At 74.5% G+C, this 12,698-nt stretch carries 12 protein-coding genes; 4 read left to right on the top strand and 8 right to left on the bottom strand.

Annotation, left to right across the window (positions count from 1 at the left end; translation table 11 throughout):
• Window positions 1-46: 46 nt before the first annotated feature.
• The 4 genes from mshC to B073_RS0105870 form a co-directional block, all read right to left on the bottom strand.
• The gene (gene mshC, locus B073_RS0105885; RefSeq protein ID WP_018537166.1) at window positions 47-1,276 is read right to left on the bottom strand and encodes a cysteine--1-D-myo-inosityl 2-amino-2-deoxy-alpha-D-glucopyranoside ligase; all 1,230 of its coding nucleotides are present in this window, start codon (window positions 1,274-1,276) and stop codon (window positions 47-49) included.
• Between the two features lie 133 nt (window positions 1,277-1,409).
• A complete protein-coding gene (locus B073_RS0105880) occupies window positions 1,410-2,315 on the bottom strand; it encodes an SCO1664 family protein (protein ID WP_199788109.1) in 906 nt (301 codons plus the stop codon).
• The gene (locus tag B073_RS0105875) at window positions 2,279-2,869 is read right to left on the bottom strand and encodes a DUF3090 domain-containing protein (protein WP_078507906.1); all 591 of its coding nucleotides are present in this window, start codon (window positions 2,867-2,869) and stop codon (window positions 2,279-2,281) included. The genes B073_RS0105880 and B073_RS0105875 overlap by 37 nt, the downstream gene beginning before the upstream one ends.
• Before the next feature lie 130 nt (window positions 2,870-2,999).
• The gene (locus B073_RS0105870; protein WP_018537163.1) at window positions 3,000-3,695 is read right to left on the bottom strand and encodes a histidine phosphatase family protein; all 696 of its coding nucleotides are present in this window, start codon (window positions 3,693-3,695) and stop codon (window positions 3,000-3,002) included.
• A gap of 101 nt (window positions 3,696-3,796) precedes the next feature.
• Here B073_RS0105870 and corA point away from each other — a divergent pair, with 101 nt between their 5' ends.
• Window positions 3,797-4,789 carry a magnesium/cobalt transporter CorA gene (gene corA, locus B073_RS0105865; RefSeq protein WP_026247102.1) on the top strand — a complete coding sequence of 331 codons (993 nt, stop codon included), beginning with the start codon at window positions 3,797-3,799 and terminating at the stop codon, window positions 4,787-4,789.
• 22 nt (window positions 4,790-4,811) lie between these two features.
• Here corA and B073_RS0105860 read toward each other — a convergent pair whose 3' ends face one another.
• Together B073_RS0105860 and B073_RS0105855 are read right to left on the bottom strand one after the other, a co-directional pair.
• Entirely contained in the window at window positions 4,812-5,600 is a 789-nt protein-coding gene (locus tag B073_RS0105860) for a hypothetical protein (RefSeq protein ID WP_018537161.1), read from the bottom strand.
• Window positions 5,601-5,848: 248 nt separating this feature from the next.
• Window positions 5,849-6,904, bottom strand: a complete 1,056-nt coding sequence (locus tag B073_RS0105855; protein WP_018537160.1) for an LLM class F420-dependent oxidoreductase — start codon at window positions 6,902-6,904, stop codon at window positions 5,849-5,851.
• Between the two features lie 159 nt (window positions 6,905-7,063).
• Here B073_RS0105855 and B073_RS0105850 point away from each other — a divergent pair, with 159 nt between their 5' ends.
• Together B073_RS0105850 and B073_RS0105845 are read left to right on the top strand one after the other, a co-directional pair.
• Entirely contained in the window at window positions 7,064-8,047 is a 984-nt protein-coding gene (locus B073_RS0105850) for an aldo/keto reductase (RefSeq protein WP_026247101.1), read from the top strand.
• On the top strand, window positions 8,044-10,524 hold the full coding sequence (locus tag B073_RS0105845; protein WP_018537158.1) for a helix-hairpin-helix domain-containing protein: 2,481 nt from the start codon (window positions 8,044-8,046) through the stop codon (window positions 10,522-10,524). Before B073_RS0105850 ends, B073_RS0105845 begins: the two co-directional genes overlap by 4 nt.
• 89 nt (window positions 10,525-10,613) lie before the next feature.
• Here B073_RS0105845 and B073_RS0105840 read toward each other — a convergent pair whose 3' ends face one another.
• Window positions 10,614-11,297, bottom strand: a complete 684-nt coding sequence (locus tag B073_RS0105840; RefSeq protein WP_018537157.1) for a hypothetical protein — start codon at window positions 11,295-11,297, stop codon at window positions 10,614-10,616.
• A 47-nt stretch (window positions 11,298-11,344) separates the two neighbouring features.
• On the opposite strand from B073_RS0105840, the gene B073_RS0105835 reads away from it, so the two are divergent.
• Window positions 11,345-11,533: a DUF5703 family protein gene (locus B073_RS0105835; protein ID WP_018537156.1), complete on the top strand. Its 189-nt coding sequence runs from the start codon at window positions 11,345-11,347 to the stop codon at window positions 11,531-11,533.
• 85 nt (window positions 11,534-11,618) lie between these two features.
• Here the strand turns inward: B073_RS0105835 and B073_RS48995 are convergent, their stop codons facing one another.
• Complete coding sequence (locus B073_RS48995; protein ID WP_026247100.1) at window positions 11,619-12,527, bottom strand: chaplin; 909 nt, start codon at window positions 12,525-12,527, stop codon at window positions 11,619-11,621.
• Between the last annotated feature and the right edge of the window lie 171 nt (window positions 12,528-12,698).

Here is a 12,698-nt window from a genome sequence, read left to right as displayed (position 1 = left end):
GGGGGCGCCCCTCACGCATCCGGCCGCGACCGCGCGGCCGTCGTCCTTACAGCGCCACGCCCAGCAGCGCGTCCACCGCACGGGAGACGAGGCCGGGCGCGCCCTCGTCGGTGCCGCCGTCGGCCTCCTGCGCGGCGGCCCAGCGGTCCACCGCGGCCAGCGCGGCCGGCGCGTCCAGGTCGTCGGCCAGGGCGGCGCGGATCTCCGCGAGGAGGGCCTCGGCGGGCGGGCCGTCGGGGCGGGAGACCGCGGAGCGCCAGCGGGCCAGCCGGTCCTCGGCCTCCCGGAGCACCTCGTCGGTCCACTCCCAGTCGCTGCGGTAGTGGTGGGCCAGCAGCGACAGGCGGATCGCCGCCGGGTCGGTGCCGGCCCGCCGCAGCGCGGAGACGAAGACCAGATTGCCCTTGGACTTGGACATCTTCCGGCCGTTCAGCGCGACCATGCCGGCGTGCACATACGCCTGCGCGAAGGGGTGCCGGCCGGTCAGTGCCTGGGCGTGCGAGGCGCCCATCTCGTGGTGCGGGAAGGCGAGGTCGGAGCCGCCGCCCTGGACGTCGAAGCCCATGCCCAGGTGCTCCAGGGCGATGGCGACGCACTCGATGTGCCAGCCGGGCCGGCCGCGGCCCAGCGAGCCGCCGTCCCAGCTCGGCTCGCCGTCGCGGGCGGCCATCCACAGCATCGGGTCGAGCGGGTTCTTCTTGCCCTCGCGCTCCGGGTCGCCGCCGCGCTCGGCGGACAGCAGTCGCATCGCCTCGGCGTCCAGGCCGGAGACCTCGCCGAAGTGCGGGTCGGAGGCGACCGAGAAGTAGACGTCGCCGTCGAGTTCGTAGGCGGCACCGGCCTCGCGCAGCCGCTCGACCAGCGGGACGATGGCAGGTATCGACTCGACGGCGCCTATGTAGTGGCGCGGCGGCAGCATCCGCAGCGCCGTCATGTCCTCGCGGAAGAGGGCCGTCTCGCGCTCGGCGAGCGCGGTCCAGTCGTCGCCGGTCGCCACCGCCCGTTCCAGCAGCGGGTCGTCGACGTCGGTGACGTTCTGCACGTAGTGCACCTGACGCTTCGTGTCGAGCCACACGCGCTGGACGAGGTCGAACGCGTTGTAGGTCGCCGCGTGCCCCATGTGGGTGGCGTCGTACGGCGTGATGCCGCAGACGTAGATACGGGCGACGGGACCGGGGTCGAGGGTCACCCGTCCGCCGGTCGCGGTGTCGTGGATCCTCAGGTCGCGGCCCTGACCGGGCAGGGCGGGGACCTCAGAAGCGGGCCATGCATGCATGCATTGAGCGTAACCGGACGGATGTTCCACATACGAACCGGAGGGGCCTCTCTGGCCGGAAAGGCGGTCTTGCGGTTCGCGGCCGGATGTGCCAGACACATACGGCCGTTGGGCGGCCGGGGCCCGTGCCGGCTCAGACCGGCGGCCAGGGAATCGCCGGCCACTCCCCGCTCGGCTCCGGGTGGCGTCCACTGCTCAGCAGCCCCTCGACCCGCGCGCGCAGCGCCGCCAGCTCGGCGTCCGTGATCAGCTCCGCCAGCCGGGCGGCGAGCGGCGCGCCGTCGGCCAGCGCCGCCTTGAGGCCGTGCAGCACCTCCAGCGCCTCGTCGGGCAGCGGCTCCCCGGCCCAGCCCCACAGGAGCGTGCGCAGCTTGTCGGCCGAGTTGAACGTCACACCGTGATCGATCGCGAAGAACGCGCCACCGGCCCCGGGCAGCAGATGGCCGCCCTTGCGGTCGCCGTTGTTGATCACCGCGTCCAGGACGGCGAGCCGGCGCAGCCGGGGGTCGTCGGCGTGGACCAGCAGTGCGGTGCGGCCCGCGCCGATCTCCGCCCGGCCGACCGCCTTCCAGCCCGGCGCCGGCTCGTCCTCGGCGACCAGCGCCAGCAGCTCGGGCGCCTCGTCGGCGTCCCCGGGCGGCGCTATCCACTCCTGGACCATGCCGGTGCCGTACGGGCCGTCCCGCAGCACCGTGGTGGGGACGAGGTCCCAGCCGCAGGCCCGGGAGACCTCGTAGGCGGCGACCTCGCGCTGCGCGAGCGTGCCGTCCGGGAAGTCCCACAACGGGCGCTCGCCGGCGACCGGTTTGTAGACGCAGGCGGCGCTGCGCCCGTCGTGTTCGACGGTGCAGTAGAGGACGGCGTTGGAGGCGTCGGGGATCTGGCCGCGGACGGTCAGCTCGCCCTCGGCGAGCAGCTCCGGCGGCAGGCTTCCGACGGGCTCCTGCGGGGCCGCGGGGGCGGCTTCCGGGCCGGCCGGTTCGGCGAGGGGCTCCATGGGGCTCAGGCGTCCCGCCGGTATCCGTTCTGGCGCGGGCATACGTGTCCCTCCGGGTCGAGCGGCAGGCTGCACAGCGGGCACGGCGGGCGGCCGGCGTTGACCACGTCCAGCGCCCGCTTGGCGAACGCCCGGGCCATGGTGCCGGTCAGCCGCACCCGGAGCATCGGCGGGCCGTTCTCGTCGTCCTGGAGCAATCGCTCCTCGGCGTCGGCGAGGTCCTCGTCGCTGTCGGCCTCCAACTCGACCAGCGCCTGCGCCTCGACGATCATCCGCTCCTCGTCGCCGTCCCAGGCCAGGGCCATGGTGCCGACCCGGAACTCCTCCTCCACCGGCGTCTCCAGCGGCGCGGTGTCGGCCATCTCGGCCGGGGAGACGGCGGGCACCGGGGCGCTGCCGCCGCTGCGCCGCACGACTTCGTCCAGCAGCTCGTCGATCCGCTCGGCGAGCGCCGCCACCTGGGTCTTCTCCAGGGCGACGCTGGTGACGCGGCCGCTCGCGACGGCCTGGAGGAAGAAGCTACGGCGGCCAGGCAGCCCGACCGTACCGGCCACGAAGCGGTCCGGTAGGTCGTAGAAGAACACCTGACGGGACAACGTCCTGCTCCGATTCTCGACTGCTTGGGTCAGTGCGGTCGCTGCGGTCGCGGCGTCCCGGAGGGGGTACTGCGCGGATCACAGGGGCGTCGCGGGCAGCGCCGTCGCACCACCCTACTGCGCCGGCTGATCACGCTGCGCCCGCACCGCCTCCGATGGCCGCGTCCCGCTCGCTCCCGGCGTCGCCGTCCTCGCGGGGCATCAGCGAGGCGAGGTCGCCGGTGTCGCCGAGCCGTACGAGGTAGGGGCGCAGCCGGGTGTAGCGGACCACGGTCACCGAGCACGGCTCCACGGAGATCCGCTGGAAGAGGTCCAGGTGCATGCCGAGGGCGTCGGCGACCAGGGATTTGATGATGTCACCGTGCGAGCACATCAGGTAGGCCGCCTCGGCGCCGGAGGTCTCCTCGACCCGGGCGTTCCAGTCCCGGACCGCGGCCACCGCGCGGGCCTGCATCTCCCGCATCGCCTCGCCGCCGGGGAAGCCGGCCGCGGAGGGGTGCTGCTGGACGGCCTCCATCAGCGGTTCGTCGGCCAGCTCGGCGAGCTTGCGGCCCGACCAGTCGCCGTAGTCGCACTCGGTGATCCGCTCGTCGGTCTCCAGCCGCAGCCCGGGGCGGGCCTCCAGCAGCGGCGCCAGGGTCTCCCGGCAGCGCTGGAGCGGGCTGGTGACGGCGAGCGCCAGCGGGACGCCCGCGAGCCGGGCGGGCAGCGCCGCGGCCTGGGCGGCGCCCCGCTCGTCGAGGGCGACCTTGGGAGTCCGGCCGGCGAGCACGCCGGAGGTGTTGGCGGTGGAGCGGCCGTGCCGCACCAGGATCAGCGTGGGCATGCCCGCCACCCTAGATGAGAGAGTCCAAAGTCCCGCCTGTCGGGCGGGAAGGTCCCGGGCCGGGTGGGCTTCCCTGGCAGGGGCCCCTGGCACGGGCGAGAATGCCTGGTGTGATCGTGGACTGCGCCATCTACCGCGAGGGCCGCCGCCATGAGTGCGCGCGGGACTTCTCCCGCGCGCTGGCCGCGGCGCGGGCGGAGGGGCACTCCTTCCTGTGGCTGGGCATGTACGAGCCGACCCAGCACGAGTTCGACCAGGTCAGCAGCGAGTTCGGGCTGCATCCGCTGGCTGTGGAGGACGCCCTCAAGGCGCACCAGCGGCCCAAGCTGGAGGTCTACGACGACTCGGTGTTCGTGGTGCTGAAGCCGATCACCTACGACGTCACGGCCGACACCGTGACCGCCTCGGAGCTGATGGTCTTCGTCGGCGACTCCTTCGTCGTCACGGTCCGGCACGGTACGGCCAGTCCGCTGGCGGCGGTCCGTGCGCGGCTGGAGCACCATCCGGAGATCCTGCGGCACGGCCCCGGCGCGGTGCTCTACGCGATCAGCGACGCGGTGGTGGACCACTACATCGAGGTCGCCGGCGAACTCCAGGTGGACATGGAGGAGTTGGAGGCGGAGGTGTTCGCGCCGATCCGCCGGGAGGCCCGGGGCACCGCCGCCCAGATCTACGCGTTCAAGCGCGAGGTGCTCGAATTCCGCCGGGCCACCGTCCCGTTGGTCGAACCGATGAACCGTCTGCAGAACCCCGGGGTGCCGTTCGTGCACGACCACGCCCGGCCGTTCTTCCGGGACGTCGGCGACCATCTGACCCGCGCCAACGAGTCGGTGGAGTCCCTGGACCGGCTGCTGTCGGACATCCTCGCCGCCCATCTGGCGCAGATGGGCGTCCGGCAGAACGACGACATGCGCAAGATCTCGGCGTGGGCCGCGCTGGCCGCGGTGCCCACCCTGATCGCGGGCATCTACGGCATGAACTTCAGCGACATGCCGGAACTGAAGTGGCCGCTGGGCTATCCGCTGATCCTGCTGCTGATGGCCACCATCGAGGTGCTGCTCTACCGGCTGTTCAAGCGCCGCGGCTGGCTGTGAACGGGGCGGAGGGGCGCGGCGCTCAGGCGAACTCCGGCGCGGTGGCGGCCGGCCCGCCCAGCGCGTTCCGTCGTGCGGGCATCGCGAGGCTGACCATCCGCCGCCAGCCGAACAGCCGCTCATAGCCGTAGAACGCCATGATCCCGGCCCTGATCAGCGTCGATCTGCTCCGGGACCAGCCCAGGATGCGGCCCATCCGCGCCATCACGGCCAGGCTGACGTCCCGGTGGACGGCGATCTCGGCGAGCGCGCACTGCCGCAGGGTCCGCTGGATGGCGCGCCCGTGGCCGGCCCGGGCCAGCCGCAGCAGTTCCTCGTGGCAGTACGCGAGGTGGTTCTCCTCGTCGTGGCAGATCATCCGGACCGCCCGGCCCACCTCGGGGTGGTCGCCGAAGTGCTTCCGGAGCAGCAGCATCTGCTCCGCGGCGCGCTGCTCGGTGACCCGGCTGTGCGCGAGGTAGGCGATGATGTCCCGTTCACCGAGCGGCTCTTCGCGGCGGAGCTTGTTGTGGGCCAGTCCGGTGCCGCGCCGCTCCAGCAGCATGGTGTAGTCGGTGGCCTCGGGGACCTCGACGGGCGTCAGGCCGCGCCTGCGGAGCAGGGCGCGGAAGATCCGGCCGTGCTTGTCCTCGTCGGCGCCGTGCCGGGCGACCTTGGGCGCCAGGTCCCTGTGGGACTCCGGCAGCAGTGCGGCGATCCGCCCGTTCTCCCAGCCGCCCTGGGTCTCCCCACGGGCCGCGATGGAGCAGAAGAGGCGGTAGGCGGCGTCGTTGTCGACGATCTCCTGGAACAGGCTCCTGGCCGAGAACATCAGCGTCACCTCCGAACGGACACACCCGTGCTCGGAGAGTCAAATGCCGTATTCCGCCCATGGCAACCGGGGGCGCGGCCCGCTGCGCCCGTTCGCCTGACGCGCCCGGCGCGGGCCCCGTAACCCGCCCGTCCCTGGGGCGTTGAGTTCCGTGACGGCCGTGGCGGGGAAGACCCCCGAGCCCCCACCACGGCCGTAGTGCTTCTCCGGCCCGGCGCCTTCCGCGCCGGGCTTTCGTGTGCGCGGTGCTACGCCAGGCCGGACCGCTCCAGCGCCTCGGTGCCGGCGCGGAGCGCGGCCAGCCGCTCCTCCAGGGTGAAGCCGGCGGGCGTCACCGTCAGGGTGGTCACGCCGGCCGCGGCGTACGCCTGCATCCGCTCGGCGATCCGGTCGACCGAGCCGAGCAGGGTGGTCTGGTCGATCAGCCGCTCGGGGACGGCCGCGGCGGCGGCGTCCTTGTCCCCGGACAGGTACTTGTCCTGGATCTCGGCGGCCTCCTTCTCGTACCCCATCCGCTGTGCCAGCTGGTTGTAGAAGTTCTGCTTCCGGCTGCCCATGCCGCCGACGTAGAGCGCGGTGTACGGGCGGAAGAAGTCGGCGAGCGCGCTGATGTTCTTGTCGTCGCCGAGGGCCAGCGGCAGGGTGGGGCAGACGTCGAAGCCGTCCATGGTTTTGCCGACGGCCTCCCGGCCCGCCCGGAGGTGGGAGATCGTGGTCTCCTCCAGGTGGTCGGCGGAGGGGAAGATCAGCAGGGCGCCGTCCGCGATCTCACCGGTCTGCCGGAGGTTCTTGGGCCCGATCGCGGCGATGTAGAGCGGGATGTGCTCGCGCTGCGGGTGCACGGTGAGCTTCAGCGGCTTGCCCGGGCCGCCCGGCAGCGGCAGCGTCCAGTGCGCGCCCTCGTAGGAGAGCCGCTCGCGGGACATGGCCTTGCGGACGATCTCCACGTACTCCCGGGTGCGGGCCAGCGGCTTGTCGAACTTCACGCCGTACCAGCCCTCGGAGACCTGCGGGCCGGAGACGCCGAGGCCGAGCCGGAAGCGGCCGCCGGAGAGCGAGTCCAGGGTCGCGGCGGTCATCGCGGTCATGGCGGGTGTACGGGCCGGGATCTGGAAGATCGCCGAGCCGACGTCGATCCGCTCGGTCTGCGCGGCCACCCAGGAGAGCACCGTGGGGGCGTCGGAGCCGTACGCCTCGGCCGCCCAGCAGACGGCGTAGCCGAGGCGGTCGGCCTCCTTCGCCACCGCGAGATTGTCGGAGTCCATGCCGGCGCCCCAGTAGCCGAGGTTGATGCCAAGCCTCATGCCGCTCCCCTTACCCATCAGTAACGTCGCTGTTCCGGGGACTCTAGCGTGCGGGTGCGGGGATCGTCACCGGTGGGCCGGAGCCCGGTCCGGGCACGGCCGGGCGACGGTTGTCCACAGGTCCCCTGCTCGCGGGGCCCGGCGCGTAGGGTCTGGCTCATGGAGCAAAGGCACCTCGGCCGCACGGGCCTGCGGGTGTCCCGCCTCGGGCTGGGCACCCTCAACTGGGCGCGCGACACCGGCGAACAGGACGCCGCCGAACAGCTCAAGACGTTCTGGGAGGCCGGCGGCACGCTCGTCGACACCGCCGACATCTACGCCGACGGCGGCGCCGAGTACCTCCTCGGCCGGCTCATGGAGGGCCTGGTGCCGCGCATGGACCTGGTCGTCGCCACCAAGGCCGGCAGCGTCCTGGCGCCGGACCGCCGGGTGGACGGCTCCCGCCGCCATCTGCTCGCGGCCCTGGACGCCTCCCTGGAGCGCCTGGGCACCGACTATGTGGACCTCTGGCAGCTGCACGCCTTCGACCCGCACACCCCGCTGGAGGAGACCCTCCAGGCGCTCGACCTGGCGGTGGCGAGCGGCCGGGCACGCTATGTGGGCCTGGCGGGCTTCTCCGGCTGGCAGCTCGCCAAGGCCGCCACCTGGCAGCTGGCCGCGCCCGGCGTCCGCAACCGGCTGGCGAGTGCGCAGCTGGAGTACTCCCTCCTCCAGCGCGGCGTCGAACGGGAAGTGCTGCCCGCCGCCCGGGACTTGGGCCTGGGGCTGCTCCCGTCGTCCCCGTTGGGCCGCGGGGTGCTCACCGGCAAGTACCGCCATGCCACCCCGGCCGACTCCCGGGGCGCCTCGGAGCATCTGGCACCGTTCGTGGCGCCCTATCTGGACGAGACCGCGGGCCGGATCGTCGACGCGGTCGCCACCGCCGCCGACGGGCTGGCCGTCACGCCCCTTCAGGTCGCGCTCTCCTGGGTCCGCGACCGCCCCGGCGTGACCGCCCCGATCCTCGGCGCCCGCACCGCGCCGCAGCTCAGAGCCGCATTGTCAGTGGAGGCGCTTAGTCTTCCTGACGAGATCCGCCGGGCGCTGGACGATGTGTCGGCTCCGGTGCACCACTATCCCGACCACGACTGGAGCACGCTGTGAGTACCGACCGCGCCGGCGACAACCCGCCCGAGCAGGAGGCCGCCGCGCCCGGGGGCGGCCCGGGCGGCGAGTCCGGCGGCGGCGCCGACGGCACGGCACAGCCCGGCCCGGCCGCGTCCGTGGCGGCACTGGCGGCGGCGGTGCGGGCCGTGGAGAGCGGTGAGCGCTCCGCCGCGTCGTTCTTCGCCGAGACCCCGAAGCCGGCCGCCAAGGCCCCCGCCGCCCGGCCGGCACGGGACGGCGCGCCCGGCCCGGAGGGCACCGGCGGCCCGAGCCGGGCCCCGCAGCCGGCACCGGCGGGCCCGGTCCCCGAGGCGGCCGCGCCACGGCCCGCCGGTCCGCCGCCCGCCCCGCCCCGCCCGGCCGTCCCGGATTCCGGCGCCCAGGGTGCCGCCGCGGGCCCCACGGTCCCGGCGGCCCGGCCCGCCGTCGCCCCGGCCCCCGGCATCGAGGGCGTCCGGCAGGTGCTGGCCGCCGGCGGCGCCCCCGAGGCGCTGGCCGAGCGGGCCACGGAGGTGCTCGGCCAGCAGGCCGCCGAGGCGCTCACCGAGGACCCCTGGCAGCTGCTCGCGGTGCCCGGGGTGCGCCCCGAGCAGGCCGACGGCTTCGCCCGGGCGCTGCTCGGCCCCGCCTGCGGCCCCGGCGACGAGCGGCGCGCCCAGGCGCTGATCGGCTGGCTGCTGGAGCAGGCCGCGGTCGCCGGCCACTCCGCCCTGGAGGCGTCCGCGCTGCGCGCCGCCCTTGCCCAACGCGCCGTACCGGATCCGGACGCCGCCCTCCAGAGCGCCATCGCGGACGGCGCGGTGCTGGTCTTCCAGGACGCGCTGGAGACCCCGGGCCGCCCCCGGGCCTCGGCGGAGGACGACGAGGAGCAGCCGGTCCGTCTGCTGCTCGGCCTGGACCGGCTCGCGATGGCCGAGGAGAGCGTCGCCGACGGCCTGGCCCGGCTGCTGAACACCTTCGAACCGCCGGCGGACGAGCCGACGGACGGCACGGCGGACGAGCCGACCGACGGCACCGCGGACGTGGCTGCGGACGCCGCCGCGGACGTGGCGGACGTGACCGAGACTGCGGACGACGCGACGGCGGGCTCCGGAGCGGACGGGCAGGGACCGCCCGCCGAGGACACCGAGGCCGCCGAGGCCGCGGACACCACGGGCGCGACAGACGCCACGAACACCGCGGACGCCTCAGAGGCCACAGACGCCCACGACACCCCGGGCCCCCGACCCCACCCCACCGCCGACGCCTGGGCGCAGGCCGCGGCGGCCGCGCCCTCGTCCTCCGCCGCCGAGCTGATCCGGACCGTCGCGCACAGCGGCCTGGTGGCCCACACCGGCGGCGAGGCGGCCCGCGCCGAGCCCGCCGCGCTGGTCGCCGCGGCCCGCGCCCTCGGGCTGCGGGCGTTCGGCGCCGCGCACACCGCCGACGGCCGCCGACGGCTCGCCGCGCAGCTCGCCGAGGCCGCGCCGGACGCCGCCCCCGGGGAGCCCGCCACACCGGCCGCGCCGGCGCCAGCGGTGACCGTCGCCGGTCTGCTGTCCGGCCGGGAGGGCCCCGGGCGGGACGCGGACGGCGCCCTCGCCCTCGACCTGCTGGTCGTACTGGACGCCCCGCAGCTGGACCTGGAGACCGCCGCCCTGCTCGTCGAGTCGCTCACCGACGGGACGCGCCTGGTGCTCAGCGGCGACCCCGGCGTCCTGTGGTCGGCGGGCCCGGGGCGGCTCTTCCAGGACGTCCTGCAGTCCCGGTTCTGCCCCCAGATCGCCTCCCGCACCCCCGACTTCGGCCCGATCGGCGAGCTGGTGTCGGGCATCGGCGTCGGCGAGCTGACCGAGGTCGAAGCGCCCGGCAAGGAGGTGGTCACCGTCCCGGTGCGGGACGCCCACGAGGCGGTGCACCGCACGGTCCAGCTGGTCGCCGACTCGGTGCCCCGCGCGCTGGGCATCCCCGCCGAGCAGACCCAGGTCATCACCGTCGGCCACGGCGGCGCGGCCGGCACCCGCGCACTGAACGCCGCACTCAAGGAGCGCCTCAACCCCGGCCCCGGCCGGTTCGGCGGCTTCGACCCCGGCGACCGCGTCGCCTACTCCCCCACGCCGGGCCGTACGCTCCCCGGCACGGTCACCGGCGCCGACGCCGACGGCCTGCACCTGGAGTGCGACGGCACCGCCGTGGTCGTCCCGCGCGAACAGGTCGGCTCCGGCACGGTCCGGCACGGCTGGGCGCTCACCGCCCATCAGGCGGCCGGGTCACGCTGGCCCGCCGCGGTCGTGGTGCTCCCCGGCGACGCCGCCGGCGGCCTGACCCGCGCCTGGGCCTACACCGCCTTCAGCCGCGGCGAACGGCATCTGTCGGTGGTCCAGGGCGTCGGCCCGGCGCTGTCCCGCGCGGTCGCCGAGGTCCCCGCCAAGGAGCGCACCACCCGGCTGCGGACGCTGCTGCGGACGCAGACCGAGGAGCAGTCCGAGGACTGACCCGCCGCCCGGCCCGGGGATTCCCGGCGAGGGGCCCGCGGGGCGGCGGCGCACCGGCCGTCCGTCCCGCGGGCCCCGTCCGCCGCGCCTCACCGGCTCCGGTCGGCCGGCTCCAGCAGATCGTCGTCATCGTCGTCGTCGAGTTCCTCGTCGAAGACCGAGCTGACGTCGAAGCGGCACACCACCCGCTGCGGATCCGCCTGGTCGAACGGCGCGGAGAGCCACTCCCCCGGCTCGGCCGGCTCGTCGACGGCCGCCACCCACAGCGTGGAGTCGCCCTCCTCCAGGCCGAACTCCTTGTGCCGGGAGGCGATCTCGTCCGGTTCGTACTCCCCGAAGAGCACACCGAGCGCGGCGTACACACTGCTGCCGACGAGCGTGGCGGCGTCGGGGGCGTTGCCCGTGGCATCGTCCGCGGCGTCCGGGTCCAGGGCCGCGATGCGCTGTGCCTGATGCAGCAGCCGCTGCGGATGGGCGACGGTGTAGTCGCGCCGGATGAGCACGCTCAGCGCGCTCGGTTCCTCGGGCCCCGCATAGGCGGGCAGCGCGTCGTTCCCCGGGATCTCGAAGGGGGTGACCTCGTCGTAGGCGTCGTAGAGCAGCTCGTCATAGCGCTCGGCAGCCGCGGCGACTTCGTCGAACGCGGCGTAGACGGCGGGATCGTCCGCCCCCGTGCGGCGTTCGACCGCGTCGAGGTGACGGTCCAGCGCGGCTTTGACCGCCTCAGCGGCGGCACGTACCTCGGCAGCGGAAGGCTGCGCAGCATCAGACATAGTGCAGACGCTATCCGTACCGGGGCCGGTCCCGCACAATAGATGCGATGCCGGAATACGAATTCTGCGATGTGTATGTGCCTCGGGGCGTCTCCCGCAAGGCCGCCACACGCCTGCTGACCGACCATGCCGAGTACGGGCACTGGGAGTTGGACCGACTTCGTCTCAATCCCGACGGCAGTCGCCGGGTGCGGCTGCGTCGCCGGATCATCCGCCAGCTGCGCGCCACGTGGTGAGCCCGGGGACGGTGTGAGTACGGCAGAGCGGGCCCGGTCGAGGACGGGGCCCGCTCCGTCGTGCGTTCCTACGGGGTGCCGCTGATCACCTACGGGCGGTGCGCGCCCGGCGGTAGAGCACGGCTCCCCCGAGCAGCATGCCCGCGCTGACCGGGATCGCGTAGCCCAGCGTCCCGGCACCGGTGTGCGCGAGCTGTGCTCCGTTCCCCGGCGCCGTCACGTGGTGGCTGCCCGTGTGCGTCGCCGGGCCGCCCGGCGACTGCGGGGTGCCGGGCCGCGACCCGTGCGCCCCGCCCGGCCCGTGCGGGTGCCCCGGCTGCTGGGGCGTACCCGGGTGTCCCGGGTGACCGGGCTGGCCTGGGTGACCGGGCTGACCCGGGTGACCGGGCTGACCCGGGTGTCCCGGCTGACCGGGCTGCCCCGGCTGACCCGGGTGTCCCGGCTGACCGGGCTGACCCGGCTGACCCGGCTGACCCGGGTGTCCGGGGTGGTGCGAACCGCCCCCGGGGTGGTGCGGGTGGCCCGGGCCCCCCGGCGAGGTGTTGTCGCAGTCGTTGCCGAAGGACGGGTTCAGCACGCCGACCGCGTCGACGCTGTTGCCGCAGACGTTGACCGGGACGTCGACCGGCGCCTGGATGGTGTTGCCGGAACCGATGCCCGGCGAGTGCGCCGCCCCACCCGTCGCGCTGGCGCCACCGGGCGTCCGCCGGTGCTTGCCGTGACCGTGGCCATGGCCGTGGTCGTGGCCATCGGACCCGTTCGCGCACTTGTTGCCGAACGCCGGGTTGAGCGCGCCGACGACGTTGACGGTGTTGCCGCAGACGTTGATCGGGGCGTCGATGGGGGCCTGGATGGTGTTGCCCGAACCGATGCCCGGCGAGTGCGCCGTGCGGCCCGCGGCACCGGAGTCCGCGTACGCGGCTCCGGCGGCCATGGCGAGCGCGCCGCCCGCGGCCGCCATGGTGATCAGCCCTTTTCTCGCGACCTGCCTCATTGGTGTTCCCCTGCCTAGTGCTTTACAGGAATGCGGGCGGATGGCCGCCGGCGGAGGTGAGAGCACGCTCCGCGGACTGCCTCCTGAGGAGGGGCACCCACCCGCGAGAATGCCCAGCGGCTCCGGAATGTCGGAGGGACATTCCGGAGCCTGACTGGGCCGGGCCCGAAA

The sequence above is a fragment of the Streptomyces sp. MspMP-M5 genome (genome assembly GCF_000373585.1).
Classification (GTDB): domain Bacteria; phylum Actinomycetota; class Actinomycetes; order Streptomycetales; family Streptomycetaceae; genus Streptomyces.
The sequence above is the reverse complement of the archived record's forward strand: the minus strand, read 5'-3'. Positions and strand labels throughout refer to the sequence as shown.